Genomic DNA, 25662 nt, shown 5'->3' with positions numbered 1-25662 from the left:
GCACGATGCCGAAGACGCACCCTCGATCCCATGCCCTTGCGCTCGTCCCTCCTCGCCGTCCTCGTCGCCGTCGTCTGGGGCGTGAACTTCGTCGTCATCGACCTCGGGCTCGGCGACATGCCCCCGACGCTGTTCGTCGCCCTGCGCTTCCTCGTCGTGCTGGTCCCGGCGGTCTTCCTCGTCCCGCGGCCGCGCGCCCGATGGCGGGACGTGCTGCTCGTCGGCACGTTCATGAGCCTCGGCCAGTTCGGTCTCCTCTACACCGCGCTCGCGCTCGGCATGCCCGCCGGGCTGGCGTCCCTCGTGCTCCAGGCGCAGGTCGGGCTCACGGTGCTGTTCGCCGCCGCGGCGCTGCGCGAGGTCCCGACGCGCGCGCAGCTCGTCGGCGTGCTCGTCGGCGCGGCGGGGCTCGTCGTCGTCGGCGTGGGGCGCAGCGCGTCGACGCCGGCGCTCGCGTTCGTCGTGACCCTCGCCGCCGCGGCGTCGTGGGCGGTGGGCAACGTCGTCGCCCGACGCGCCGGGAGCCGCCGCGACCAGGGCTCTACCTCGCGCGACCAGGGCTCTACCTCGCGCGACCACGGCTCTACCTCGCGCGACCAGGGCTCTACCTCGCGCGACCACGGCTCTACCTCGCGCGACCACGGCTCTACCTCGCGCGACCAGGGCTCTACCTCGGCGGGGCGGGGCTCTTCCCCGCGGCCCGGGCTGGAGGGGCTGTCGATGACGGTGTGGTCGGCGCTCGTCGTCCCCGTCCCCATGCTCGGGTTGTCCCTCGCGCTCGACGGGCCGGACGCCGTCGGGCACGCGCTCACGCACCTCACGCTCGCGCCCGTGCTCTCGACCCTGTACACGGCGTGGCTCGCGAGCGTCGTGGGCTACGGGATCTGGAACACGCTGCTCGCCCGGTACCCGGCGTCCGCGGTGGTGCCGTTCACGATGCTCGTGCCGCCCGTCGGGATGCTCGCCGCGTGGGTCGTGCTCGACGAGGTGCCGAACGCGGCCGAGCTGGCGGGCGGCGCCGTGCTCCTGCTGGGCGTCGCGACGACGACGGGCGTCCTGCGCCGGAGACCGCGTGCCGTACGCCCGACGGCCGCCGCACCCGGGGTTGTCGCACCCCACGGGGCCGAGCCCGGGGACAGCCCCGGGTTCGGCGAGGTTCCCGACGACAGGGCCGGGTTCGGCAGCCCGGGGGCGACACGCGCTCGTTCGCGCTGACAGGAGGCCGTGACCGGGGGTTCCATGGAGGTCCGGGGACGTCCGAGACGCGAGGGAGCCTCTCATGAGCCAGACCGCGGGTCGCACGGAGGAACGGCAGCAGCCGGAGCTCAAGCGCGTCATGGGGCCCAAGCTGCTGCTCCTGTTCATCGTCGGGGACATCCTCGGCACGGGCGTGTACGCGCTCACGGGCCAGGTCGCGGGCGAGGTCGGCGGGGCGGCGTGGCTGCCGTTCCTGCTCGCCTTCGTGGTCGCGACGATCACCGCGTTCTCCTACCTCGAGCTCGTCACCAAGTACCCGAGCGCCGCCGGCGCTGCGCTCTACACGCACAAGGCGTTCGGCATCCACCTGCTGACGTTCGTCGTCGCGTTCATGGTCATGAGCTCGGGCATCACGTCGGCGTCGACGGCGTCCAACGCGTTCGCGGGGTTCGTCTCGGACGGGTTCGGCCTCGAGCTCCCGACGGGCGGCGACGGCAGGCTCCTCATCGCGCTCGGCTTCATGGCCCTGGTCGCGCTGGTGAACCTGCGGGGCGTCGGCGAGAGCGTCCGGGCGAACGTCGTGCTGTCGCTCGTCGAGCTGTCCGGCCTGCTGCTCGTGATCTTCGTCGGGCTGTGGGCGACCACGCAGGGCCGCGCCGACTTCTCGCGCGTCGTCGTGTTCGAGAGCGCGGACGACAAGAGCGTGTTCCTCGCCGTGACGGCCGCGACGACGCTCGCGTTCTTCGCGATGGTCGGGTTCGAGGACTCGGTGAACATGGCCGAGGAGTGCAAGAACCCCGTGCGCGACTTCCCGCGCATGATGCTCACCGGGCTCTCCCTCACGGGCGCGATCTACGTGCTCGTCGCGATCACCGCCGTCGCGCTCGTCCCCGTCGGCGACCTCGTGGACGACTCGAAGGGCTCGGCGCTCACGCAGGTCGTGGCGGCGGGGGCGCCGAACCTGCCGTTCGACACGATCTTCCCGTTCATCGGCATGTTCGCCGTCGCGAACTCGGCGCTCATCAACATGCTCATGGCGTCCCGCCTGCTCTACGGCATGGCGAACCAGGGCGTGCTGCCGCGCGCGTTCGGCCAGGTGCACCCGTTCCGCCGGACGCCGTGGGTGTCGATCCTCGTCACGACGGCCATCGCGTTCGCGCTCATCGTGTACGTCGTGCGGCAGTCGGGGACCGAGGCCGGCACCAACGCGATCGCGCTGCTCGGCGGCACGACGTCGCTTCTCCTGCTCGTCGTCTTCACGATCGTCAACATCGCGCTCCTCGTGCTGCGCCGCGACCACGTGGACCACCAGCACTTCCGCACGCGCACCTGGCTCGCCGTCCTCGGGGCACTCACGTGCGCGTACCTCGCCGGACCGTGGGCGCGCAGCGCCGAGCAGCAGGAGCAGTACGTCATCGCGGGCGCGCTCGTGGGGCTCGGGGTCTTGCTCTCGTTCGTCACATGGCTGTACAACCGTGCGGTGCGCCACCGCCAGACCGCGTTCTCGGACGTGTCCCAGCTCGAGGACGACGTCGAGGACCGATGAGCCCACCGCCCCTCGACCGGCGTCGTCCGCGCGTCGGCGCCGCCGACGTCGTCGCGTTCCTCTGCGAGCTCGCGCTCCTCGCCCTGGTCGCGGTCGTGGGCTGGCGTCTCGGGGGCGCGTCCGGGCCGGGTGGCGTCGCGCTCTCGGTGGTGCTGGCCCTCGCCCTGCCCGCCCTCGTCGTGGTCGTGTGGGGGCGCTGGTTCGCGCCGACCGCGGCCCACCGCCTCCCGCAGCCCTGGCGCCTGGACGGCCAGATCGTGCTGTTCGTCGCCGCCGGGCTCGCGGCCGCGGGCGTCGGGCTCGTCTGGTGGGGCGTGGGCCTCGCGCTCGTCGGCACGACGGCGTTCGCCCTCACCCGGGACCGCTGACCCGGGTGAGGGCGAACGCCGTCGTGCGCACCCGTCAGGCCGAGCGCTGCCGCGTGCGGAACGCCTGCGTCGCGAGCCAGCCCATGACGACCGCCGCGAGCGCGAGCAGCCCGAGCCGTCCCCACACCACGCCCCAGTCGGGCGACGCGGCGAGCGCCTCGCGCCCGGCGACGACGGCCCAGTCGAACGGGTTGTAGCGCGCGACGTCCGCCACCCAGTCCGCGGAGAGCCGCGTGTCCATCACGGCTGACGACAGGAACATGAGCGGCAGCGTGATGAGCTGCGAGATGCCGATGAGGGCCTCCTGCTGGCCGGTGAGCAGGGCCGTCGCGTTGCTCAGCGCCGAGAACAGCGCCGTGAGGAGCACGACCGCGAGCAGGAGGGCGAGGACGCCGAGCGTCGTCTCGCCGGGCGTGCTGCCGAACCGCGCCCCGCACAGCCACGCGACGGCGAGGACGACGAGCGCCTGACCGACCGCGATGACGGCCTGGTAGATCATCGTCGACGCCATGAGCGCGCCGCGCGACGCCGGCGACGTGAGGAAGCGGTCCATGACGCCGCGGTCCATGTCCTGCACGTACGACGTCCCGGCCCAGGCGGCGCCGAACATCGCCGTCATCATCACGACGCCGGGCGTGATGAACTCGAGGTACGTCCCGCCCGTGGAGAACCCGGGGATCTCCACGACCGACCGGAAGAGCTCGCCGAACAGCAGCAGCCAGATCATGGGCTGCACGAGGTTCATGACCATGAACACGGGGATGCGCGCGCCCTGGCGCAGCGCCCGGGCGGTGAGCAGCCCGGTGTGCACGACGGCGGTCATGCGGCCACCCCCTCGACGGTCGCGCCGGCACCGGCCATCGCGTCCGCGGAGGACCGGGCGGCCGTGAACGTGCGGCCCGTGTGCCGCAGATAGACGTCGTCGAGGCTCGGGCGGGCGAGCGTCGCCGACGCGACGGGGAGCCCCGCGGCGTCGAGCGCGGCGAGGACGGCGGGCAGCGCGACGGCGCCCGAGTCGGCGCGGGCGCGCAGGGTCCGGCCCTCGACGTGCACGTCGCGGACACCCGCGCACGTGCCCACCGCGGCGGTGACGCGGGCCGCGAGGGCGGCGCCGCCGTCGGGCAGCCCGGACGCCGCGACGGTCGGGGCGGCGAGCTCGACGACGATCCCGTCGCCGCGCAGCTCGTCCTTCAGCGCGTCGGGCGTCCCCGCGACCGCCACGCGGCCGTGGTCGACGATCGCGAGGCTCGCGGCGAGGCGGTCGGCCTCCTCGAGGTAGTGCGTGGTGAGGAGGATCGTCATGCTCTCGTGCGCGGTCATGCGCTCGATCTCGGCCCACATCTCGGCGCGCGCCTCGGGGTCGAGCCCGGTCGTCGGCTCGTCGAGGAACAGGACCCGCGGCCGGTGCACGATCCCCATCGCGACGTCGAGCTTGCGCGCCATGCCGCCGCTGTACGTCGTCACGAGGCGGTCGGCCTCGTCCGTGAGGGAGAACCGCTCGAGGAGCTCGGTCGCACGGGCACGGGCGTCACGCGCGCCGAGGCCCTGGAGCCGGCCCGCGAGGACGAGGTTCTCGCGACCGCTGTCCATCGGGTCGGTCACGGGCTTCTGCGCGACGTACCCGATGGCGCGCCGCACGCGCTCGGGGTGGCGCGCGACCTCGATCCCCGCGACGGTCGCCGTGCCGGAGTCGGCGCGGCTGAGCGTCGTGAGGATCTTGGCGGTCGTCGACTTGCCCGCCCCGTTGGGGCCGAGCAGCGCGAACACGGTGCCCGTCGGCACGGCGAACGACAGTCCGTCGAGCGCGTGCACGGGCGAGCGGCCGCGGCCGCCCGGGTAGGTCTTGCGCAGGTCGACGGCGTCGATCGCCGTCTCCTGCGCACGGGTGCTGGAAGGCACGATGAGGCTCCTTGTGTCGGGAGCCGTCTCGCCGGGGGTGGCCTCTCCCGCGCGGATAGCATGGGAGAGCCCTGGGTGACTGTTGACGCAGCAGTTCCGTCGGTTCCGGCGGGACGACTCGGGCTCGGTGGTCCGGATGTTGGCGCATCCGGGCCACCACTCTTTGTCCGTCCGGCACGCGCCCGGTCGGGCGCGCGCCGGTGGTCTCAGGGGGTGAGGTCGGCGGGCAGGTGGCGGCGCACGACCTCCTCGATCTCCTCGGGTGACGCGCCCGCGGCGCGCAGGCGCGCCATCTCGGCCCAGCCTTCCTGGCCGCCGACCTCACCCGCCTCCAGGCGTGCGGCGAACCGGTCGATCCACCCGCGCTCCGCGCGCAGCATGGACAGCCGGTAGTCGGCCTCGACGAGGAAGATCTCCGGCAGACCGGCCGCGGCAGCGCCGGTGAGCCCGGCGTCGCGCGTGCGGATCTCGGCGTCGAGCGACGCGAGCCGTGCGCGCAGGAGCGCCGCGACCTCCTCGGGCGAGAGCATGGCGATGAGCGACAGCCCCGCCTCGACGTCCGGGTACTCCTTGGACGGCACGGCGAGCAGCTCGCGCAGCCACGCGGCCGCCTCGACCTTGCCCGCCTCCGTGATCTCGTAGACGACGCGCTCGGGCCGGTTGCCCTCGCGCTCCGAGTGCGACGGCGTGATGAAGCCGTGCTTCTCGAGCGACTTGATGACGGAGTACAGCGAGCCGAAGTTGAGCCGGATGCTGTCGTCCTTGCCCCGCTCGCGCAAGGTCGTCGTGATCTCGTACGGGTACATGGGTCGCTCGGCGAGGCTCGCGAGCACGGCGAGCGCGAGCGGGTTGGACACAGGACGACGGGACACTGCTCACCTCCGAATACTTTGTTCAGAGTATTCGATCCCGATTGCTTGCGCAAGGACTCTTTCCCTGTCGCGCCGAACAGGGGTTGCCGACCGTCACGGCACCGGGACGGGCGGTCTCCGCACGATCGGCGCGCCGGAACCGCACCTTCGCCGGAACCGCAGGGCGACGACGGTCGTCGCGCATGATGGGTCCATGCAGATCCGCGTCGCCGCCTACGCCGTGATCGTCCGCGAGGACGGGAGGATGCTCCTCCCCCACTGGAGCGAGGGGGACCACGACGGCTGGACTCTCCCGGGCGGCGGCATCGACCCCGGCGAGCACCCCGAGGCGGCGGCCGTGCGGGAGGTGCACGAGGAGACCGGCTACGACGTCGAGCTCGACGGCCTGCTCGGCGTGGACAGCATCGTCGTCGCCGCGGCCGACCGCCTGCGGGTGGAGGACCGCGACCGCTCGCTGCACGCCGTCCGGATCGTCTACCGCGCGCACGTCGTGGGCGGCGAGCTGCGCGTCGAGGAGGACGAGTCGACCGACGACGTCGGCTGGTTCACGCCCGACGAGGTCGACGCGCTCCGGCGCGTCGGGCTCGTCGACCTCGGCCGCCGCTGGGCCGGGCTGCTCCCCGTGTCGTCGTGAGGCGGCCCGCCCCTGTCCGGTCGCGACGACGGCCCGGGGTCACCGCGCTGGCCGCGCTCGCCGTCGGCACCCTCGTGTCCCTCGTCCTCGGCGGGTGCACGCCGCACGACGGCGCGCCGTCTCCGGGACCCGACGCGGTCACGACCACGCGCCCAGAGGGCACCTCCGGCGAGCCTGATGACCTCGGCACCTCGGGGACCAGTGGCGGCAGCACTGCGGACCCCGAGGTCGTCCGCGTGCCCGTGGGACCGGTGACCGTCGAGATCGCAGCACCCCCGCCCATGCCGCCCGCGCCGGGCGAGGGCGCTCCCGCAGTGGCCGTCGCGGCGGGCGACGAGGGCGCGTCGGACGTCGCGCTCGTCCTCGCCGGCGCCTCGGCCCTGGTCTCGGTCGAGGGCGGCTCGCTCGTGCGCCACGCCGACGGCACCCTGACCGTGCTGGACGACGACGGCACACCCGTCGGCGGGTTCGGCGCACCGCGCGTCGTCGGTCCGCACGGGGCACGGCCCGGTGACGGCACGGCCCCGGGCGACACGGCGAGCGGCGACGCCGCCGCCACGGGCGAGCCTTCGCCCGGGAATCCAGGCGTGCGGGTCGTGCTCGTCGACGCCCGCCGCGCGGAGGTGATGCTCGTGCCCGCGGCGGGGACGCCGTCGGGCACCTCGCCAGACGCCGCCGCGACGGGCCGCGCGCCCGGCGCCGTGACCGACGACGCGAGATCGGACGGGACGGGAGCGGACGGCGGCGGGCCCGCCGGGGCGTGGGACGTCGTCGTCCCGCTCGGCACGCAGGCCGTGCGGAGCACCGACTGGGGTGAGCGGGAGGGCGGGCGATCGCTCGCCGTCGACCCGACCGCGTGGGCGCGCGCCGCGGGGCAGGCGGGCCAGGAGCTCGTGTGGGCGCAGCTCGTCGCCGCCGAGCCGGAGATCGACACCCCGACGATGCACGACCAGCTCGCGTGCCACGCCCTGGGTGCCCCGGACAAGGCGACGTGGAACCTCGAGCCCTGGCGGCCCGACGTCGGGCTGCTCGCCACGATGGCGGCGCGCTGCAACCCCGCCTGAGCACGGGCCACGGACGGCAACGGCCCGGGCGGCACGACGGCTGGTGGACGTCGTGCCGCCCGGGCCTGACCCTCGGCGGCGGTACCGCTCCGCTGCTGTGCCGAGGACGTTCCGGGGACGGGCTGGTCAGCGGGCCTGCGGGCCGCCCTTCGCAGCCTTGCGCAGCGACTTCTCGCTCCGCGGCTCGTCGCCGCTCGCGCGCAGGCGCCGGTAGTAGTCGCGCGCCTCGTCCTGGCGCTCCTTCTCGATGCCGGTCGCGATCGTCGCGCGCAGGTGCTCGGGTCCGTAGCCCCAGGCGTCGACGAGGTCCTGCGCGTGGGGGCGCAGACGGTCGATGAGGCGGTCCAGGTAGCTCGTGACCGTCCGGGCGCGCTGCGCCGAGAGGCGGCCGTTGAGCAGGTACCACGCGAGGTGGCGCTCGACGAGGCTCAGACCGAACAGGTCGCGGACCGTCGTGAGGACCTCACGCGTGCCTGCGTCCTCGATGGTCTCGAGCGCCTGCGTGAAGGCCTCCCAGCGCAGCAGCTCCGCATGGGCGCGGGCGGCCTCGACGAGCTCGACCTGGTGGGCGTTGAACAGGTTCGTCGCCGTCTCGGGGTCGGCCTTCTGCGCGGGGCGCAGGGCCTGCGCGACGTCGGCGACCATCGTCTCGACCCGGTCGGTGAGCAGTGCGCGCTGCGTCTCGGGGTCGCGCAGGTGGCCGGCGGCGCGGCGCGGGTCGCCGACGTCGGCGAGCGCCTGCGCCGCGCGCTTGAGCGGCGTCCGGTGCAGCGCCATGTCACCCGCGCGCTCGACGACGACGCGCGCCATCTGGCCCGGGGTGATGCCCTTGAACTGCTTGCCGTAGTCGGCGAGCAGGCGCTTCGCGACGAGCTGGAGCAGAACCGTGTTGTCGCCCTCGAACGTCGCGTAGACGTCGAGGTCCGCGCGCAGGCTCGTGATGCGGTTGGCCGTGATGAACCCCGCCCCGCCGCACGCCTCGCGCGTCTCCTGGAGCACGTCGAGCGCGAACCGCGTGCTCGTGGCCTTGAGCGCGGCGGCCGTCGTCTCCAGGTCCTCACGCTGCTCCGGGGTGTCCTCCTCGCCGGAGAACACCGAGTGGAACAGGTCGAGCAGTCGGTCGTGCGCGAAGTGCGCGGCGTAGGTCTCCGCGATGGGGACGACGAGGCGGCGCTTGTGCGTGCCGTAGTCGAGGAGCACGACCTCCTCGGTCGGCGTCGCACCCGTGAACTGGCGGCGCTCGTTCGCGTACCGCACGGCGATCGCGAGGCCGAGCTTCGCCGCGGTCACCGCGGCACCGTCGAGCGACACGCGACCCTGGACGAGCGAGCCGAGCATCGTGAAGAAGCGGCGCCCGGGGCTGTCGATGGGGCTGGAGTACGTGCCGTCGGCGTCGACCGAGCCGTAGCGCGCGAGCAGGTCGGTGCGCGGGACCCGCACGTGGTCGAAGTGCAGGCGCCCGTTGTCGATGCCGTTGAGCCCGCCCTTCTGGCCGTCGTCCTCGCCGCCCACGCCGGGCAGGAACGGCAGCCGGCCGAGCTCGTCGCGCTCGCCCGCGGTGTCGCGGATGGGCACGTAGAACGCGTGCACGCCGTGGTTGACGTTCTTCGTGACGAGCTGCGCGAACACGACGGCTGCCACGCCGTGCACGCCCGCGTTCCCGAGGTAGTCCTTCCACGCCCCGCGGAACGGGGTGTGGATGACGAACTCCTCGGTCTCCGGGTCGTACGTCGCCGTGGTGGCGATGCTCGCGACGTCCGACCCGTGGCCGATCTCCGTCATCGCGAACGCGCCCGGCACCGAGAGGTCCATCGCGCCCGGCAGGAGGCGGTCCTGCTGCTCGGGGGTGCCGAGGTGCAGGATCGCCGAGCCGAACAGCCCCCACTGCACGCCCGCCTTGATCTGCAGCGACGGGTCGGCCGCGACGAGCTCCTCGAACCCGGCGAGGTTGCCGCCCGCGTCGTCCGCGCCGCCGAGGCGCTCCGGGTACCCGCGCCACACCTGGCGCTTGCCCACGAGCAGGTGCATCTGCTCCAGCACCCGCTCGCGGTGCTCGCGCAGGGTCAGGCCCTCGATGCGCTGGAACGCCTCCTCGCCCGCGGTCGCGCGCGCCGCCGCGCGCAGGTCGGCCCACCGGCCGAGCAGGAGCTTCTCGAGGGAGGCGACGTCGACGCGGGCTTCGCCCTGCGGCGTCGCGCTCGCGTCACCCGTGGTCGACGCGCGCTGCGCGAGGGCGGGACGGTCGGACGTGGCGGTCATGGGATCTCCTTGAGTTCTGAGGCGGTCGCCGGGTGCTCAGGGCGGTCGGTGGTGGGGCGGCGGACGCCGTCACGACGCGTCACGGGCGACGTGCGCCGGTCGTCGTGGGAGCGGGGGTTACCCGGGTTGTGGGAGAGGACGCCGACGGGCCCGGCCCAGAGCCAGGCGGCGACGCGCTCGGTGAGCTGCTCACGGTCGGGGACGTCGGCCCGGTCGCGGTGGCCGAGCCACCACTCCCCCGCCCCGCGCACGAAGCCGACGGCACCCGCGGCCCAGGCCGCGGCGTCGGCGGACGAGACGTCGGTGACGCGCGCGAACGGCTCGGCGACGAGCTCGATCACCGAGTCGAGGAACGCCGCGAGAGGCGCGCGGCTCGCGCCGGCCGTCCCGGTGGTGATGCCGCTCGCGGCGAGCTGCGCGGCGGGCTCCTCCGTCCCCGCGACGGCGCTCGTCCGGGTGACGAAGTAGTAGACGTTGGGCGAGCTCTCGATCATCTCGAGGTAGACGCCGACCATCGCGCGCAGCGCGCGCTTGGGGGTCTCGGCCGACTCGGCGGCCTGGGTCAGCGCGTCGTGCATCTGCCCGACGACGGCGGAGCCGAGCGCGACCTGCAGGCCGGTCTTGTCGTCGAAGTAGCGGTAGATGATCGACTTCGACGTCCCCGACGCCGCCGCGATCTCGTCCATGGAGACCCCGGGGCCCCCGCGGTGCACGGCCTTGCTCGCCGCCCGGATGAGCTCCGCGCGGCGTGCCGCCCGGTGCTCGTCCCAGCGGGTCGACCGGCCGTCCACCGCCACGCCCGGCTGCACCCGTCCTCGGGTGGCCGCTCGCGCGTCGGCACCTGTGTTCACGTCGCCCTCCGTTGCGCCCGACCTCGATGTCGTCGGTGCCTGGTCCTCCGGCACCGTGTCGGGGCAGGGCACGGCCCTGTGACCCGACTCACGAAACCGAGAGTATCAGGTACTCTTGGTATTGGACACCAGCCGGCCCTCTCCCTCGCCTCCGCGCGGCATCGACTGCGGCATCGCCGCCGGACTCGCGCAGAGGCTCCCTCCCCGGGCCGGGACCGACGCAGCGCAGCGAGCACGGACAGGAAGTGAGGCACAGTGGCCAACCGCACCAGCCCCCGCCAGACCCCCGAGCAGTCCCCCGAGCGGGTGCCCGAGCAGGCGACGACGACCGGCACCCCCCGCGACGCCTGGGTCGTGGGCGGGAACCGGATCCCGTTCGCCCGCGCGGGCAAGAAGTACTCCTCGGCGAGCAACCAGGAGATGTTCACGGCCGCGCTCGAGGGACTCGTCGCGCGCTTCGGCCTCCAGGGCGAGCGGCTCGGCGAGGTCGTCGGCGGCGCGGTGCTCAAGCACTCCCGCGACTTCAACCTCGTCCGCGAGTCGGTGCTCGGCTCGTCGCTCTCCCCCGAGACCCCCGCCTACGACCTCCAGCAGGCGTGCGCGACCGGCCTCGAGGCGACGATCACCGTCGCGAACAAGATCCGCCTCGGCCAGGTCGAGTCGGGGGTCGCGGGCGGCTCCGACACCGTGTCCGACGCGCCGATCGCCGTGAGCGAGGGCCTGCGCCGGGCGCTGCTCGAGGCGAGCCACGCGAAGACCCTCGGTCAGCGCGTCAAGGCGTTCACGAAGGTGCGTCCCTCCGACCTCGCGCCCCTCACCCCCGCGACGGACGAGCCGCGCACGGGCCTGTCCATGGGCGAGCACCAGGCGATCACGACGGCGCGGTGGGGCATCACGCGCGAGGCGCAGGACGAGATCGCGCTCGCGAGCCACGAGCACCTCGCGGCCGCGTGGGACTCCGGCTTCTTCGACGACCTCGTCACCCCGTTCCGCGGGCTCGTGCGCGACGACAACCTCCGCACCGACTCGTCGCTCGAGAAGCTCGCGGCGCTCAAGCCGGTGTACGGCAAGCGCCTCGCGGGCGCGGTGGCGGGCGACGGGAGCCGTGCCGAGCCGACCATGACGGCGGGCAACTCGACCCCGCTCACCGACGGTGCGTCCACGGTCCTGCTCGCGTCCGCCGAGTGGGCGCGCGAGCGCGACCTCCCGCTGCTCGCGCGCGTCGTCGACGCCGAGACCGCCGCCGTCGACTTCGTGCACGGTCACGAGGGCCTGCTCATGGCGCCGGCCCACGCCGTCCCGCGCCTGCTCGCGCGCAACGGCCTCGCGCTCGGCGACTTCGACCTCTACGAGATCCACGAGGCGTTCGCGTCCACCGTGCTCACGACGCTCAAGGCATGGGAGGACGACGAGTACTGCCGCGCCGAGCTGGGTCTCGACGGCGCGCTCGGGTCGATCGACCGCTCGCGCCTCAACGTCAACGGGTCCTCGCTCGCCGCGGGCCACCCGTTCGCCGCGACCGGCGGCCGCATCGTCGCGACGGCGGCCAAGCTCCTCGCGCAGCGCACCGCCGAGACCGGGGCACCCGCGCGTGCGCTGATCTCCGTGTGCGCCGCGGGCGGGCTCGGCGTCGCCGCGATCCTCGAGTCCGTCCCCGCGACCGACGCCCCCGCCTGACGGCCCGACGACCCGAGAGGAACCACCGTGACCGACTCCTACGTCCAGGCCGTCAACTCCGGCTTCACGAAGACGCTCGCCAAGAAGCTGGGCCTCCCACGCCCCGCCGTCCTGCGCCGCTTCCGCGCGGGCGACCCGCTCACCGTCGGGCCCGTGCTCGTGCTCGGCGGCACGCCGGGTGTGCGCGACGACGCCGACCGCGTCGCCGAGGCCCTGCTCGCCTGGGACCTCGACGTCCGCCAGACCCCGGACGACACGACCCGGTGGGGTGCGGTCGTCGTCGTGCTCAGCGGGATCGAGCGTCCGGAGGACGCGTCCGCGCCCGTCATGGCGCTCTCCGCGACGCTCCGCCGCCTCGCGTCGAACGGCCGCGTCGTGACGATCTCCCGCGCCCCCGCCGACAGCGACTCCCCCGAGCTCGCCGCCGCACGCGAGGGCGTCGACGGGTTCCTGCGCTCCGTCGCCAAGGAGCTGCGCTACGGCGCGACCGGCAACGGCATCCAGGTGACCGACGACGCCCCGGTCGACAGCCCGAGCGTCCTCGCGACCCTCCGCTTCCTCCTGTCCGCCCGGTCGGCGTTCGTCGACGGGCAGGTGCTGCGCGTCGGCACGCCCGTCGCCGACGTCGGCGTGACCGGCACCTCCTGGGACCAGCCGCTCGCCGGCAAGGTCGCCGTCGTCACAGGCGCGGCGCGCGGGATCGGGGCGCAGGTCGCCCGGACGCTCGCGCGCGACGGCGCGAAGGTCGTCGTGGTCGACGTGCCCGCGGCGGGCGAGGCGCTCGCCAAGGTCGCGAACGAGATCAAGGGCACGGCGCTGCAGCTCGACGTGACCGCCGACGACGCGGGCGCGCGCATCCTCGAGCACGCCCGTGCACGGCACGGCGGGCTGGACGTCCTCGTGCACAACGCGGGCATCCTGCGCGACAAGCTGCTCGCCAACATGTCCGCGGACAAGTGGGACGCGGTGGTCGCGGTGAACCTCGCCGCGCAGCTGCGGATCACGGAGTACCTGCTCGGCGCGAACGGGTTCTCGTCCGCGCCGCGCATCGTGTCGCTCGCGTCGACGAGCGGCATCGCGGGCAACCGTGGCCAGGCGAACTACGCGTTCTCGAAGGCCGGCGTCATCGGGCACACGCGCGCGTTCGCGCGCCTCCTCGCCGCGCCGGGCGGTCCGGGCGGCACGGCGAACGCCGTCGCGCCGGGGTTCATCGAGACGGACATGACGGCGTCGATCCCGTTCGTCCAGCGCGAGGTCGCGCGCCGGGTCGCGTCGCTCCAGCAGGGCGGCCAGCCCGTGGACGTGGCCGAGGCGATCGCGTTCCTCGCGTCGCCCGCGGCCGCGGGCGTGAACGGGCAGGTGCTGCGCGTGTGCGGGCAGAACGTGGTGGGCCGGTGACGGCGCCCGACGGCGTCGCGCCGACAGCCCGGTCGGGCGCGCCCGAGCGGGTCGAGACCCTGCCCACGATCCCCGGGCTCGGCGGCCTGTACGTGCGCGGGGTCGCGGCGTCGGGCCGCATCGCGGCGGCGCACCGGCTCCCCGGGGGCGGTCGCCGCGACCTCGCACTCCCTGACGTCACGTACCGCGTCGCCGGCGTGCCGACGGGCGACGCGGCCGCACCCGGTCACGTCGGCAGCGCCGCGCACCTCGCGCGGTACGCGCGGCTCGTGGGCGAGGCCCCGTCGGAGGTGCTGCCCGCCGGGTACCTGCACGTGCTCGGGTTCCCCCTCGCGACGGCCGTCATGGTCCGGACCGACTTCCCGCTGCCGCTGCTCGGCATGGTGCACCTCGCGAACTCGGTGTCCGTGCTCCGTCCCGTGCGGCTCGGGGACATCCTCGAGGTGCGTGCCTGGGCCGAGCGGCTGCGGCCGCACCGTCGCGGCGTCCAGGTGGATCTCGTCACCGAGGTGTCCGTGGAGCGCACGGACGACGAGCGAGCGGCGGGGAGCGGGCTCTCAGCGACGACGCTCGCGTACCGCGGTGTCTCGACCTACCTCGCGAAGGGCGTCACGCTCCCGGGCGGCCCGGCAGCCGAGGACGCCAACGCATCGTCGGGCACCGAGGCGTTCGTCGCCCCGCTCCCGACCGCCCGCTGGACGCTCGGCGCGGGGACGGGCCGCGCCTACGCCGCGGTCTCGGGCGACCGGAACCCCATCCACACGTCGGCGCTCGGCGCCAAGGCGTTCGGGTTCCCGCGCGCCATCGCGCACGGCATGTACACCGCCGCGCGCGCGCTCGCCGAGGCAGGGCCACGCCGCGGCGACACGTACGACTGGACGGTGTCGTTCGCGAACCCGGTCCTGCTGCCGAGCACGGTCGACGTCGCGCTGCGGCCGGCGGGCAGCACGTCCACCGCGGTGCGCGACGCCGTCGCGCAGGTTGCCCCGGCCGTGCCCGACGGCGCGGGCGACCCGACGACGGGCGTCGTCTACCAGGCGTGGGACGGCAAGGGGCGCCTCCACCTCACGGGCCGCGTCACGCCCCGGGGCTGACCTCCCGCGCCCCGCTGCCGAGCACGGGGTCGGCGTCGCGATCGATCGGACGACGACACCGACCCCGTGCTCGACCCCGCCCCGGCTCGTTCTCGGCGAGCCGGCCGATCAGGCCAGTCGGGCGAGCAGGCCGTCGCGGACGGTCGGCCACTCGTCGCGGAGGATCGAGAAGTAGGCCGTGTCCTGGCGCGAGCCGTCGGGTGCGACGCGGTGGCTGCGGAGCACGCCCTCGGGTACGGCGCCCAGGCGCCGGATCGCGCCGATGGAGCGGCTGTTGCGGGCGTCCGCCCGCAACGCGACGCGCGCGACGCCGAGGTCCTCGAACGCGTGGCGCAGCAGCAGGTACTTGCACGCCGGGTTCGTCACGCCACCCCACCAACGGCGCGCGTAGAACGTCGAGCCGAGCTCGAGGCGGCCCTGCGAGGGCACCCACTCGTAGAGGGACGTCGACCCGCGGACGACGTCCGCGCCGACGACCGCGAACGCGAGCCGACCGGGGGCGGCGACGGCGTCACGGACGTACCCGGCCATCGCCTCCGTCCCGCTCGGCACGCGGCTGGACATGCCGGCCCAGATGCCGTCGTCGACGAGCGCGCCGAGCGCGGGGGCGTGGCGCTCGTCGAGCGGGACGAGGCGGACGCCGAAGCCTTCGAGGGCGGTGTCGTGCTGCACCCGCACATCCCACCACACCCCGGGTGCCCGACCGCGTGCGAGTGACCGGGTCCGTGCCTACGGTCGACCACGTACCGACGAGAGGAGCACTCATGGGCATCGGAGACAAGGCCAAGCACGCCGCCGAAGAGGCGGGTGGCAAGCTCAAGGAAGGCGCGGGCAAGCTCACCGACAACGAGCGGCTCGAGGCCGAGGGCCAGGCCGACCAGGCCAAGGCGAACGTGAAGCAGGCGGGCGACGACGTCAAGGACGCGTTCGACCGCTGACGTGCTCCGCCGAACGAGTCGCGAGGGCTCCGCTGCGGCGGGGCCCTCGCGGCGTGTCCGGGGGCTGCTCACACGGACGGGCCCGGTCAGGACGCGGCGAGCGGCAGGACCACCGGAGGCAGCGGCGGCGCCAGCACGGGCACGACGCGCGGGGCGTTGATCCGCTCCAGCAGCCCGACCTCGACCGTGGGCCACTCGGGCGCGAGGATCGAGAACATCACCGAGTCCGCGCGCGTCCCGTCGGGCGCCGTCCGGTGGCCGCGCATGACGCCCTCCTCGTACGCGCCCAGGCGCCGCATCGCCCCGAGCGAGCGCGTGTTGCGCGTGTCGACGCGGAAGCCGACCCGGTGCACGTCCCACGTCTCGAACGCGTGCCGCAGCAGCAGCCACTTGGTCACAGGGTTGACGAGGCTCCCCCACGTGGAGCGCGCGTAGAACGTCCGCCCGACCTCGACCCGGCGGTCGACGAGCGACAGGTCGCGGAACGCGGTGCTGCCGAGCACGTCGCCCGGGGCGCCGTCGGGGTCGACGGCGCGCACGACGAAGCCCGTCAGGTCGGGTGCGGCGCGCGTCGCGGCCACGAGCTCGGCCATCCCCGCGACCCCGAAGGGCATGGGGATGCTCATGCCTGACCACATCGCCTCGTCGACGAGGCCGGCCAGTGTCTCAGCGTGCTCCAGGGCCAGCGGCTCCAGGCGGAAACCGTGCCCCGAGAGGACGACGTCGTGCAGCACAGCGCATATCAGAGCACACGCGGACGACGCCGCCAAGAGGGTCCGGCGACGTCGTGGACAACGCTCGTCGACGGCCCGGTGAACGGGAGTCCCGGCGGTCCCGCCGGCGCCGGGTCAGACGGCGGGACCGCACCCCGCGGCGTCGGCGAGGAAACCCGCCGCGGCGGTCGCGAAGAGACCCTCGAGACCGGACCCCACGGGCACCGGGCGCGGGTCGTCGGCCACGGCCCAGCAGCCGTCGACGACCTCGTACCGCGTCGCCGGACCGTGCTCCACGTACGACCGCACGGCCTCGACGAGCCGGACGACGTCCGCGCCCGTCGTCCCGACGCCGACGGACGCGCGGATCGCGCCCGCGTCGTACCCGAGGCGCGCGAGCAGCGGGTGCGCGCAGAAGCGGCCGTCGCGCACGCCGATGCCGTGCTCGGCGGAGAGGTAGGCGGCGACGAGGCCCGGGTCGTGACCCTCGACGGAGAACGTGACGACGCCGACCGGGTCGACGGCGTCCTCCCAGACCCGCACCACGCGCACGCCCGGCACGGCCTCTAGCCCGCCGACGAGCGCAGCGCGGAGCCTCGCCTCGTGGGCGTGGAGGTCGGCAGGGTCGAGCGCCGCGAGCGCGTCGCACGCCGCCGCGAGCGCCGCGGCGCCCACGACGTTCGGCGACCCGGCTTCGTGGCGCGCGGGCGCCGTCTGCCACTGCGTCCCCGTGACGGCGACATGTCGCACCGCGCCGCCCCCGGCGAGGTACGGCGTGCCCGCGTCGAGCCAGTCGCGGCGGCCCACGAGGGCGCCCGCGCCGAACGGCGCGTACGTCTTGTGGCCGGAGAACGCGACGTAGTCGACGCCCGAGCCCGCGAGCGAGAACCCGCGGTGCGGGACGAGCTGGGCGCCGTCGAGCACGACCCGCGCCCCGGCGTCGTGCGCGATCCGCACGACGTCCGCGACGGGCAGCGACTCGCCCGTGACGTTCGACGCACCGGTCACGGCGACCAGCGTGTACGGGAAGCGTGCGAGCTCCGTGCGCAGGCCGGACAGCGTCTCCGCGACGGACGCGCCACCGGCGAGGACCGTCGCGCCGCCCGCGCGCTGCCACGGCAGCAGGTTCGCGTGGTGCTCGACGTCGAGGACGAGGACGCGCCCGGGCGTCCCGTCCGCGTTCGCCGGGACGCAGCCCGCGAGCAGGTTGAGGGAGTCGGTCGTGTTGCGCGTGACGACCGTGACGTCGTCCTCGCGCGCGCCGACGAACGCGCCGATCGTGCGGCGCGACGCCTCGTAGAGCGCGGTCGAGACCTGCGACAGATAGCCCGCGCCGCGGTGCACGCTCGCGTAGAGCGGGAGCACCTCGGTGACGCGGTCCGCGACCGAGCGCAGCGCCGGGGCCGAGGCCGCGACGTCGAGGTTCGCGTACGGGACGCTGCGGCCGTCGACGAGGGGCACGAGCGTGTCCGCACCGACGACGGGCAGGAGGGCGGGCGCGTCGGCGACCGTCGCGAGGTCGGGGGCTTCCGAGACCTCGGTCGGACACGAGACGTCGGCGAGAGCAGTCATGGCACAGTCCTCCGAGGGCGGTCCGGGGACGGTGATCCCCGCGCTTGCCGCGCGCCGGTCGGCGTACGGCCTGGTCGTCACCCGGGGCACCCCGCCGCGAGAGGAGGGTTGCCGGCCAGCAAACCGGGGTTTCACGCTGGCACTCATGACCTGCGTCCCAGGATGTGCGCGCGGGACACGCCGTGTCAACCGGTGGTCAGGGTGTCTCGGATGGCGGGACGCACTCCACGGGCAGCTCGAGGCGCCACCCGGACTCGTCGACCTCGAACGAGTCGAGCACCGCCCCGGTGCGCGCGTCGAGCACGACGACGGAGTCGGGCGGCCACTCGGCCGGGTCTCCCGGTGGCGTCCGCGGAGGACGCTGGAGCCGCACGCCGTCCGCGTGGGCCTCGACGACCTCACCGGTGCGTGTGCTCGCCAGCACGACCTCGGGGTGCGCGGCGGCGTAGCCGTCGCACGCCTCGCCGTTGCCGTCCGAGCTCCACCAGCCCTCGTACCCTCCGACGACGTGGTCCGCGAGGTCGATCGGCTCGCCCTCCCGTGCGTCGAGCGCCGTGCCGGAGGGACGGGGCGAGACGAGGTCCTCGTCGGGTTCGACCTGGACGACCCGCGACCGCTCCGTGGGCAGCCCGGGGACGTCGTCCCCGACGAGGTGCACCTCGGCCACCGCCTGCGGGCCTTCCTCGCCCCGTGGTGCCGTCCACAGCAGGACCGCCCCCGCCGCGACCGCTCCGGCGACCACCGCCGCACCCACCGCGCGTCCCCGTGCGATCCGCATCGATCCCCCTGCCCGCCGAGACCCCCGCCCGGCCACGCGGCCACGCTAGCGCGGCCGTCCGACGTCGGGCACCCCCGGGCCTGGGATCGCTCCCCGAGACGGGCGTTCCGCGCGTCGGACGGGTGGCGTACGATCCCGAGCAACCATCCGGAGCGGCCGAGTGACGTGGCACGTCGACGCCGCAGCAACCCCCCGGTCCGTCGCGAGACGGCCGGGCGCAGGGTGCTACTGCCACGATCGATGGAGGAGACTCATGAGCGACCAGTCCCAGCAGGCGTCGGCACCCCAGGCGGCGCTGCCCGACGCACGACCCGCCGTCGGCTACGCCGGCGACATCACGCCGCAGCAGGCGTGGGACCTGCTCGCGAACGACGAGCGCGCCGTGCTCGTGGACGTCCGCACCGAGGGCGAGTGGCGCACCATCGGCGTGCCCGACGCCACGGACCTCGACCGCGACGTCGTGTTCGACGAGTGGGTGACCCCGGCCGGACCCAACCCGCGCTTCGTGGACCAGCTCGTCGAGGCCGGGCTCACCCCCGGCGACGAACGTCCCGTCGTGTTCCTGTGCCGCTCGGGCCAGCGCTCGATCGGCGCGGCGCGCGCGGCCACGGCCGCCGGGCTCGGGCCGTCGTACAACGTGCTCGAGGGCTTCGAGGGCGCGCAGGGCTTCTCGGGCCTGCGCGACGTCGAGGGCTGGAAGGTCCGCGGCCTGCCCACCACGACCTACGACGAGGCGGCCCGGTGAGCGCCGCGCAGCCCGGGAGCGTGCCCGGCGGCTCCGGCCGCAAGCCCCTGCCCGCGAGCGCTCGCCCCGCGACGCTCGCCGTGCGCGGCGGGCACCACCGCACGGAGTTCCAGGAGACGTCCGAGGCGCTGTTCCTCACGCAGGGCTACACGTACGACCGCGCCGCCGACGCCGAGGCCGCGTTCAAGGGCGAGCTCGACCGGTTCGTCTACTCGCGCTACGGCAACCCGACCGTGCACGCCTTCGAGGAGCGTCTGCGCCTCCTGGAGGGTGCCGAGGCGTGCTACGCGACGGCGTCCGGCATGTCCGCCGTGTTCACGTCGCTCGCCGCGCTCGTGGGCTCCGGGTCCCGCATCGTCGCGGCGCGCGCGCTGTTCGGGTCGAGCATCGTCATCTTCGACGAGATCTTCGCCAAGTGGGGCGTGCGCACGGACTACGTCGACGGGCACGTGCTCTCCCAGTGGGAGGAGGCGCTGTCCACACCGGCGGACGTCGTGTTCTTCGAGACGCCCTCCAACCCCATGCAGGACATCGTCGACGCGCGGCGCGTGAGCGAGCTCGCGCACGCCGCCGGTGCGGTCGTCGTGCTCGACAACGTGTTCGCGACCCCGCTGCTGCAGAAGCCGCTCGAGCTCGGGGCGGACGTCGTCGTGTACTCGGCGACCAAGCACATCGACGGCCAGGGCCGCGTGCTCGGCGGCGCGATCCTCGGGACCGAGGAGTACGTCAACGGCCCCGTGCAGACGTTCATCCGCAACACGGGCCCGTCGCTCTCGGCCTTCAACGCGTGGGTCCTGCTCAAGGGCCTCGAGACGCTGCCCGTGCGCGTCGCCGCGCAGAACGCCGCCGCCGCCCAGGTCGCCGAGGCGCTCGAGCAGCTCCCGGGGATCGGCCGCGTGCGGTACCCGTTCCTCGCGTCGCACCCCCAGCGCGAGCTCGCGCAGTCGCAGCAGAGCGGCGGCGGGACGGTCGTGACGTTCGACCTCGCCGTCCCCGAGGGCACCGACCCCGAGACGGCGAAGAAGCGCGCGTTCACGTTCCTCGACGCGCTCCAGGTCGTCGACATCTCGAACAACCTCGGGGACGCCAAGTCGCTCGTCACCCACCCGGCCACGACGACGCACCGCAAGCTCGGCCCCGAGGGCCGCGCCGCCGTCGGGATCGCGGAGACGACCGTGCGCCTGTCCGTGGGCCTCGAGGACCCGCTCGACGTCATCGAGGACGTGGAGCAGGCACTCGACGCCTGACCCCTGCCCGCTCGAAAGACATGGCTCGCTGCCTCCTGGCGCGGCGCGGGATCGACGTGGTCGGCGTGGACCCGGCGGGCGCGTCGCTCGACGTCGCGCGCTCCAAGCCGGGCGCCGACCGCGTGCGCCGGCTGCACGGCGACGCGACGGCGCTCCCGCCGCTCCAGGTGGACCTCGCGACGATGACGGCGAACGTCGCGCAGGTGTTCCTCACCGACGACGCGTGGACCGCGACGCTGCGCGGCGTCCGCTCCGCGCTGGTGCCGGGCGGGTGGCTGGTCCTCGAGACGCGCGACCCCGCGCGCCGGGCCTGGGAGGGCTGGGTCCGCGAGGCGACGACCGTCCGCGTCGACGTGCCCGACGTCGGGCCGGTCGAGTCCTGGACCGACCTCACCGACGTGTCGCTCCCGTTCGTGTCCTTCCACGACACGACCGTGCTGCCCGACGGCACCGAGCTGCACTCGGACTCGACACTGCGCTTCCGGGAGCGCGACGAGGTCGAGGCGTCGCTCGTCGCCTGCGGGTTCGAGCTCGTGGACGTCCGCGACGCGCCCGACCGCCCGGGCCGCGAGTGGGTGTTCGTCGCGCGCCGCGCCTGACGGGTGCGTCACCCGTCGTCCGGTCAGAACCAACGCCTCAGCCGATGCGCTCCAGCAGCGCGGCGACGTGCGCCCCGAGGCGGGGCAGGAGTCGCTCACGGACGCTCGCCACCGACCCGTCCCAGTCCTCGTCCAGCTCGTCCACCTCGTCGAGCGCACGTGTCACAGCCCTGGGGACTCTCTCCGCGATCTCGCGCACACGGACGAGCAACGCTTCGGGGTCGAGACGGTTCTCCCGTGCGAGGCGCCTCCACGCCGCCGTGTCGACCTTCTCGGCGTCCCACACCCCACCGACGCTCATGGACAGAGAGCGTCCCTCAGGCGGGGGGGCGTAGGCGAGACCGGTGGCCACGTCGAACGCCGGCGCGAGGTGCACGCGCTCCCCGTCGAGCAGGACGGCGTAGTTGCGTGCATGCGCGTCGGGGGCAGCGATGACGGTGTTGTACACGAGCGCGTCGATGAACCTGCGGACGTTCTCCCTCGCGTCGGCCGGGGTGGCGGACGCATCGCGCAGGAGTCTCACGACGTCCTGCGCCGTCGGACCACCCTCGCTCTCGTACTTCTCCGGGACGCCGAGGGACTGGCACAGATCCTCCTGATGAAGACGGCACAGGCCACCCGCCACATCTGCGGCCCTGTCGAACCGCGTGATGACGATCGCGCTCTCGCTCTTGAACGACATGTACTCGGTGTGAGCGACGTCGACACCGCACAGTGCCGCGGCACGCATGCTGACGTGCTCGATGAGCGCCTGTGCCTGGAGGCGTCGGATCCCGGGCTTGACGATGTGGCTCGTCGGCTCGGCACCGGTGGCCTCGTACCAGTTCCCTGCCATCCGTCGCACCGCGAACTTCTGCTGACTACCACCGAGCGACCAGTGCTCCTCGGCCATCGTCCAGCTCGCGTCCTCGTCAGTCCGCAGCTCGGCCAGCCGCATCTCCACGTCCGCGTCCGAGAGCGCCACGAGCGCCCCCTCGCGCGCAAGGGTCGCGCTGACGTCCTCAGGAGTGCAGAGCTGCACGGCCCCTGCGCAGTCCTTGCCCACGGCCGCGAGGAGGCTCAGCACGTCGTCCGCGTCCGCCGCGTGGCGCCTCGCGATCGCTCTGCGCGCGGCTTCGTTGTCCGGGAGGAGAGCGTCGAGGAACCATCGGACGCGCTCGCCCGTGACCGACCCCGTGTCGGTCGGGAGCGAGAGCGAGAGCGGCGTCGCGCCGGGTGCGCGCGCCTCGCTGGTGTAGGTGAGGCGCAGCACGCCGGCGCGTGTGCGGCCCACCTCGGCCACGACACGACCGGCCAGCACGACGACGAGTCGCGGGCTAGCGGCCATCGTCGGCCCCGTCGTCGCGCACCATCAGCGACGCGTCGAGAGTGTCCAGCAGACGCATGAGCCTGCCGATCTCGAGCCCGTCCTTCGAGCCGTTCTCTACCGCGACGACCCACTGACGTGAGACCCCTGCCGCCTCCGCCAGCTGAGCCTGGGTCATGCCGCGATCCGAACGGAGGCGCCTGATCGCAGCACCCAGACGCGGGAGCGAGCGCGCGGAGAGCATCGACACCTCGGCCATAGGAGTCACGGTACGACGACAAGAATGCAATGTCTACGTACGGCGACAGACCTGCAGTGTCGCCATACGTAGACATGCACCGCAGCGGCCGCGCGCACGGGCGCTGTGGACGGCGGTTCGCCCATGTCGGACGCACCTCGTAGCCTCCTCGTAGCGCCCGGCCGACCGGCGGGCGACGTTCCTGCCTGACGGGGGTCCTCCGTGCTGCAAGTGCACCGCTCCGAGCGTGCCGAGGCGCTCGTGGCGCCGCTCGCCGCCGTGCTCGCCGAGGCGCCGGAGGACCCGTTCACGCCCGACGTCGTGGCGGTCCCGACCCGCGGTGTCGAGCGGTGGCTCGCGCAGCGGCTGTCGCACCACCTCGGGGCAGACGACGCGGTGTCGGGCGTGTGCGCGAACGTGGACTTCCGCGGGCCGCGCCGGCTCGTGGAGCAGGTCGTCGCGGACCTCACCGACCTCGACCCCGACGACGACCCGTGGCGTCCCGAGCGCCTCGCCTGGTCCGTGCTCGAGGTGCTCGACGCGCACCTCGCCGAGCCGTGGGCGGCGCCGCTCGCGCGGTACGTCGGAGACCCGGGCGACGAGGTGCGCCGGGGTCGGCGGCTCACGCTCGCGCGCCGGCTCGCGGACCTGCTCGTGGACTACGCGCGGCAGCGGCCCGAGGTCGTGCTCGCATGGTCGGCCACGTCGCCGGTCGACGAGAGCGGCGACACCCCGGACGACCTCGCGTGGCAGCCCGAGCTCTGGCGGCGTCTCGTCGACCGTGTCCCGGCCACGGACCCGGCGCGTCGCGTCGAGGAGGCCGTCGCCGCGCTGCGCGCCGACCCCACGTCCGTGGACCTCCCGCCGCGGCTCTCGGTGTTCGGGCCGACGCGGCTCCCCGAGGACGAGCTGCGGGTCCTGCGAGCGCTCGCCGACCACCGCGACGTCCACCTGTGGCTCGTGCACCCGTCGCCCGCGCTGTGGGACAAGATCGCGGCGTACGACGGCGGCCCCGCCACGAGCGACGCGCTCGCCGACGACACCGCTCCGGACGACGCAGGCACCCGACGTCGCGCGGACCTGCCCACGCTCGCACGGCACCCGTTCCTCGCGTCGACCGGTCGCGACGCGGTCGAGCTGCAGCTCCGGCTCGCCGGGGGCGGCGCGGTGCAGGAGACCCGGCACGAGGCCGCACCCACCCCGCCGACGCTGCTCGGCGCGCTGCAGGGCGCCCTCCGCACGGACACGCCGGACGGGACCCACGTCGTCGACCCCGCCGACCGGTCGGTGCAGGTGCTCGCGTGCCACGGCAGGGCGCGGCAGGTCGAGGTGCTGCGGGAGACGCTCGTCGGGCTGTTCTCCGCCGACCCGACGCTCCAGGCGCGCGACGTCATCGTGCTGTGCCCCGACGTCGAGACGTTCGCCCCGCTCGTCACGGCGACGTTCGGCGCGGTGCCCGAGCTCGGCGAGGACGCGCACCCCGGCCAGCGCCTGCGGGTCAGCCTCGCCGACCGCGGCGCCGGGACGACCAACCCGGTGCTCGCGCTGCTCGCGACGCTGCTGCGCCTCGCCGACGGCCGCGTCACGGCGTCCGAGGTGCTCGACCTCGCCGCGAGCGCGCCGGTGCGTCGCCGGTTCCGGTTCTCCGACGACGACGTCGACCGCCTGCGCCAGTGGGCCGTCGAGGCGGGTGTGCACTGGGGCGAGGACGGCGAGCGGCGGGCGCGGTTCGGGATCGACGGGCACGTGCGGCAGGGCACGTGGGACGCGGCGCTCGACCGCCTCCTGCTCGGCGCGGCGATGGCCGACGAGGACGCGCGCTTCGTCGGGCCGGCGCTGCCGCTCGACGACGTCGGCTCGACCGACGTGGACCTCGCGGGCCGCCTCGCGGAGCTCGTCGCCCGGCTGACGGTGACGCTGCGCGCGCTCGACGGGGTGCACCCTCTCGCGCACTGGCTCGACGCGCTCGACCGCGCGCTCACGCTGCTCGCCGAGGCGCCGCCCACGGAGGCGTGGCAGATCGGCTCCGCGCGCCGCGTGCTGGGCGACGTCCGCGCGGCGGGCGCCGCGCACGGCGGGGTCGCGCTGCGGCTCGCGGACGTGCGCGCGCTGCTCGACGACCGCCTCGCGGGGCGCCCGACGCGCGCGGGCTTCCGCACGGGCGCGCTCACCGTGTGCTCGCTCGAGCCGATGCGCTCGGTGCCGCACCGGGTCGTGTGCCTCCTGGGTCTCGACGACGGCGTGTTCCCCCGCACGGCGGCGCCCGCGGGCGACGACCTGCTCGCCCGGCACCCGGAGATCGGCGAGCGCGACGCGCGCAGCGAGGACCGGCAGATCTTCCTCGACGCCGTCGCCGCGGCGGGCGACCACCTCGTCGTCGTGCACACGGGCGCCGACGAGCGCACGGGTGCTGCCCGCCCGCCGGCAGTCCCCGTCGCGGAGCTGCTCGACGCGCTCGACCGTGTGGCGACGACCGTCGACGGCCGCCCGGCGCGCGAGCACGTGGTCGTGCAGCACCCGCTCCAGACCGTGGACGAGCGCAACTTCGTCCCGGGTGCCCTGGGCGTGCCCGGACCGTTCAGCCACGACGGCGCCGCGCTCGCCGGGGCCCGCGCCCTGCACCGCGAGCGCCGGCCCGTCGGCGCGCTCGTCGGCGCACCGCTCGAC

At 74.5% G+C, this 25662-nt stretch carries 24 protein-coding genes and 1 riboswitch; of the genes, 13 read left to right on the top strand and 11 right to left on the bottom strand.

All coding sequences use genetic code 11. From position 1 onward, the window contains the following. The first annotated feature begins 30 nt into the window (after positions 1-30). The 3 genes from CCE02nite_RS21045 to CCE02nite_RS13955 all read left to right on the top strand — a co-directional run bounded on the left by CCE02nite_RS21045 (position 31) and on the right by CCE02nite_RS13955 (position 3111). Positions 31-1215 (top strand): EamA family transporter, encoded by a 1185-nt coding sequence (locus CCE02nite_RS21045; protein WP_255318869.1) that lies wholly within the window; start codon positions 31-33, stop codon positions 1213-1215. A gap of 64 nt (positions 1216-1279) precedes the next feature. Further along, positions 1280-2743, top strand: coding sequence for an APC family permease (locus tag CCE02nite_RS13960; protein WP_141390233.1), 1464 nt, complete (start codon positions 1280-1282; stop codon positions 2741-2743). Then, positions 2740-3111, top strand: a complete 372-nt coding sequence (locus tag CCE02nite_RS13955; protein WP_141390232.1) for a YrdB family protein — start codon at positions 2740-2742, stop codon at positions 3109-3111. Before CCE02nite_RS13960 ends, CCE02nite_RS13955 begins: the two co-directional genes overlap by 4 nt. Positions 3112-3145: 34 nt before the next feature. Here the strand turns inward: CCE02nite_RS13955 and CCE02nite_RS13950 are convergent, their stop codons facing one another. The 3 genes from CCE02nite_RS13950 to CCE02nite_RS13940 form a co-directional block, all read right to left on the bottom strand. Further along, positions 3146-3934: an ABC transporter permease gene (locus CCE02nite_RS13950; protein ID WP_141390231.1), complete on the bottom strand. Its 789-nt coding sequence runs from the start codon at positions 3932-3934 to the stop codon at positions 3146-3148. Then, positions 3931-5010 carry an ABC transporter ATP-binding protein gene (locus CCE02nite_RS13945; protein ID WP_218027119.1) on the bottom strand — a complete coding sequence of 360 codons (1080 nt, stop codon included), beginning with the start codon at positions 5008-5010 and terminating at the stop codon, positions 3931-3933. Before CCE02nite_RS13945 ends, CCE02nite_RS13950 begins: the two co-directional genes overlap by 4 nt. 206 nt (positions 5011-5216) lie before the next feature. Next, a complete protein-coding gene (locus CCE02nite_RS13940) occupies positions 5217-5867 on the bottom strand; it encodes a PadR family transcriptional regulator (RefSeq protein WP_255318868.1) in 651 nt (216 codons plus the stop codon). Between the two features lie 208 nt (positions 5868-6075). On the opposite strand from CCE02nite_RS13940, the gene CCE02nite_RS13935 reads away from it, so the two are divergent. Beyond that, positions 6076-6516: an NUDIX hydrolase gene (locus tag CCE02nite_RS13935; protein WP_141390229.1), complete on the top strand. Its 441-nt coding sequence runs from the start codon at positions 6076-6078 to the stop codon at positions 6514-6516. Positions 6517-6752: 236 nt separating this feature from the next. Beyond that, the gene (locus tag CCE02nite_RS13930) at positions 6753-7580 is read left to right on the top strand and encodes a DUF2599 domain-containing protein (RefSeq protein ID WP_141390228.1); all 828 of its coding nucleotides are present in this window, start codon (positions 6753-6755) and stop codon (positions 7578-7580) included. Positions 7581-7706: 126 nt separating this feature from the next. Here the strand turns inward: CCE02nite_RS13930 and CCE02nite_RS13925 are convergent, their stop codons facing one another. Then, the gene (locus CCE02nite_RS13925) at positions 7707-9839 is read right to left on the bottom strand and encodes an acyl-CoA dehydrogenase family protein (protein ID WP_141390227.1); all 2133 of its coding nucleotides are present in this window, start codon (positions 9837-9839) and stop codon (positions 7707-7709) included. After that, positions 9836-10690 carry a TetR/AcrR family transcriptional regulator gene (locus CCE02nite_RS13920; RefSeq protein WP_255318867.1) on the bottom strand — a complete coding sequence of 285 codons (855 nt, stop codon included), beginning with the start codon at positions 10688-10690 and terminating at the stop codon, positions 9836-9838. The genes CCE02nite_RS13925 and CCE02nite_RS13920 overlap by 4 nt, the downstream gene beginning before the upstream one ends. Before the next feature lie 306 nt (positions 10691-10996). On the opposite strand from CCE02nite_RS13920, the gene CCE02nite_RS13915 reads away from it, so the two are divergent. From CCE02nite_RS13915 to CCE02nite_RS13905, 3 genes are read left to right on the top strand one after another with little or no spacing between them, the layout of a single operon-like run. After that, the gene (locus CCE02nite_RS13915; RefSeq protein ID WP_141390287.1) at positions 10997-12367 is read left to right on the top strand and encodes an acetyl-CoA C-acetyltransferase; all 1371 of its coding nucleotides are present in this window, start codon (positions 10997-10999) and stop codon (positions 12365-12367) included. 27 nt (positions 12368-12394) lie between these two features. Beyond that, entirely contained in the window at positions 12395-13765 is a 1371-nt protein-coding gene (locus CCE02nite_RS13910) for a 3-oxoacyl-ACP reductase (RefSeq protein WP_141390226.1), read from the top strand. Next, on the top strand, positions 13762-14859 hold the full coding sequence (locus CCE02nite_RS13905) for a MaoC/PaaZ C-terminal domain-containing protein (RefSeq protein WP_141390225.1): 1098 nt from the start codon (positions 13762-13764) through the stop codon (positions 14857-14859). The genes CCE02nite_RS13910 and CCE02nite_RS13905 overlap by 4 nt, the downstream gene beginning before the upstream one ends. A gap of 108 nt (positions 14860-14967) precedes the next feature. Here CCE02nite_RS13905 and CCE02nite_RS13900 read toward each other — a convergent pair whose 3' ends face one another. Then, positions 14968-15531: a GNAT family N-acetyltransferase gene (locus tag CCE02nite_RS13900; RefSeq protein ID WP_141390224.1), complete on the bottom strand. Its 564-nt coding sequence runs from the start codon at positions 15529-15531 to the stop codon at positions 14968-14970. A 92-nt stretch (positions 15532-15623) separates the two neighbouring features. On the opposite strand from CCE02nite_RS13900, the gene CCE02nite_RS13895 reads away from it, so the two are divergent. After that, on the top strand, positions 15624-15797 hold the full coding sequence (locus CCE02nite_RS13895; RefSeq protein ID WP_141390223.1) for a CsbD family protein: 174 nt from the start codon (positions 15624-15626) through the stop codon (positions 15795-15797). A gap of 86 nt (positions 15798-15883) precedes the next feature. Here the strand turns inward: CCE02nite_RS13895 and CCE02nite_RS13890 are convergent, their stop codons facing one another. From CCE02nite_RS13890 to CCE02nite_RS13880, 3 genes are all read right to left on the bottom strand, one after another. Continuing rightward, positions 15884-16531 carry a GNAT family N-acetyltransferase gene (locus CCE02nite_RS13890; RefSeq protein WP_141390222.1) on the bottom strand — a complete coding sequence of 216 codons (648 nt, stop codon included), beginning with the start codon at positions 16529-16531 and terminating at the stop codon, positions 15884-15886. 114 nt (positions 16532-16645) lie between these two features. Further along, the gene (locus CCE02nite_RS13885) at positions 16646-18082 is read right to left on the bottom strand and encodes an aminotransferase class V-fold PLP-dependent enzyme (protein ID WP_141390221.1); all 1437 of its coding nucleotides are present in this window, start codon (positions 18080-18082) and stop codon (positions 16646-16648) included. Positions 18083-18117: 35 nt separating this feature from the next. Further along, positions 18118-18233: riboswitch (SAM riboswitch) on the bottom strand. A gap of 45 nt (positions 18234-18278) precedes the next feature. Then, on the bottom strand, positions 18279-18836 hold the full coding sequence (locus tag CCE02nite_RS13880; RefSeq protein ID WP_170227322.1) for a hypothetical protein: 558 nt from the start codon (positions 18834-18836) through the stop codon (positions 18279-18281). Positions 18837-19113: 277 nt separating this feature from the next. Here CCE02nite_RS13880 and CCE02nite_RS13875 point away from each other — a divergent pair, with 277 nt between their 5' ends. From CCE02nite_RS13875 to CCE02nite_RS13865, 3 genes are read left to right on the top strand one after another with little or no spacing between them, the layout of a single operon-like run. Beyond that, a complete protein-coding gene (locus CCE02nite_RS13875) occupies positions 19114-19605 on the top strand; it encodes a rhodanese-like domain-containing protein (RefSeq protein ID WP_141390219.1) in 492 nt (163 codons plus the stop codon). Beyond that, on the top strand, positions 19602-20852 hold the full coding sequence (locus tag CCE02nite_RS13870) for an O-succinylhomoserine sulfhydrylase (protein WP_170227321.1): 1251 nt from the start codon (positions 19602-19604) through the stop codon (positions 20850-20852). Before CCE02nite_RS13875 ends, CCE02nite_RS13870 begins: the two co-directional genes overlap by 4 nt. A 20-nt stretch (positions 20853-20872) precedes the next feature. Beyond that, positions 20873-21451 (top strand): class I SAM-dependent methyltransferase, encoded by a 579-nt coding sequence (locus CCE02nite_RS13865; protein ID WP_141390217.1) that lies wholly within the window; start codon positions 20873-20875, stop codon positions 21449-21451. 37 nt (positions 21452-21488) lie between these two features. Here CCE02nite_RS13865 and CCE02nite_RS13860 read toward each other — a convergent pair whose 3' ends face one another. Both CCE02nite_RS13860 and CCE02nite_RS13855 read right to left on the bottom strand, forming a co-directional pair. Continuing rightward, a complete protein-coding gene (locus CCE02nite_RS13860; RefSeq protein ID WP_141390216.1) occupies positions 21489-22778 on the bottom strand; it encodes a HipA domain-containing protein in 1290 nt (429 codons plus the stop codon). Beyond that, on the bottom strand, positions 22768-23016 hold the full coding sequence (locus CCE02nite_RS13855) for a helix-turn-helix domain-containing protein (protein WP_141390215.1): 249 nt from the start codon (positions 23014-23016) through the stop codon (positions 22768-22770). The genes CCE02nite_RS13860 and CCE02nite_RS13855 overlap by 11 nt, the downstream gene beginning before the upstream one ends. Before the next feature lie 201 nt (positions 23017-23217). On the opposite strand from CCE02nite_RS13855, the gene recC reads away from it, so the two are divergent. Continuing rightward, a partial coding sequence (gene recC / locus CCE02nite_RS13850) for an exodeoxyribonuclease V subunit gamma (protein ID WP_141390214.1) occupies positions 23218-25662 on the top strand: 2445 nt, incomplete at its 3' end.

The sequence above is a fragment of the Cellulosimicrobium cellulans genome (assembly GCF_006539945.1).
GTDB classification, from domain to species: Bacteria; Actinomycetota; Actinomycetes; order Actinomycetales; family Cellulomonadaceae; genus Cellulosimicrobium; species Cellulosimicrobium cellulans.
The sequence above is the reverse complement of the archived record's forward strand: the minus strand, read 5'-3'. Positions and strand labels throughout refer to the sequence as shown.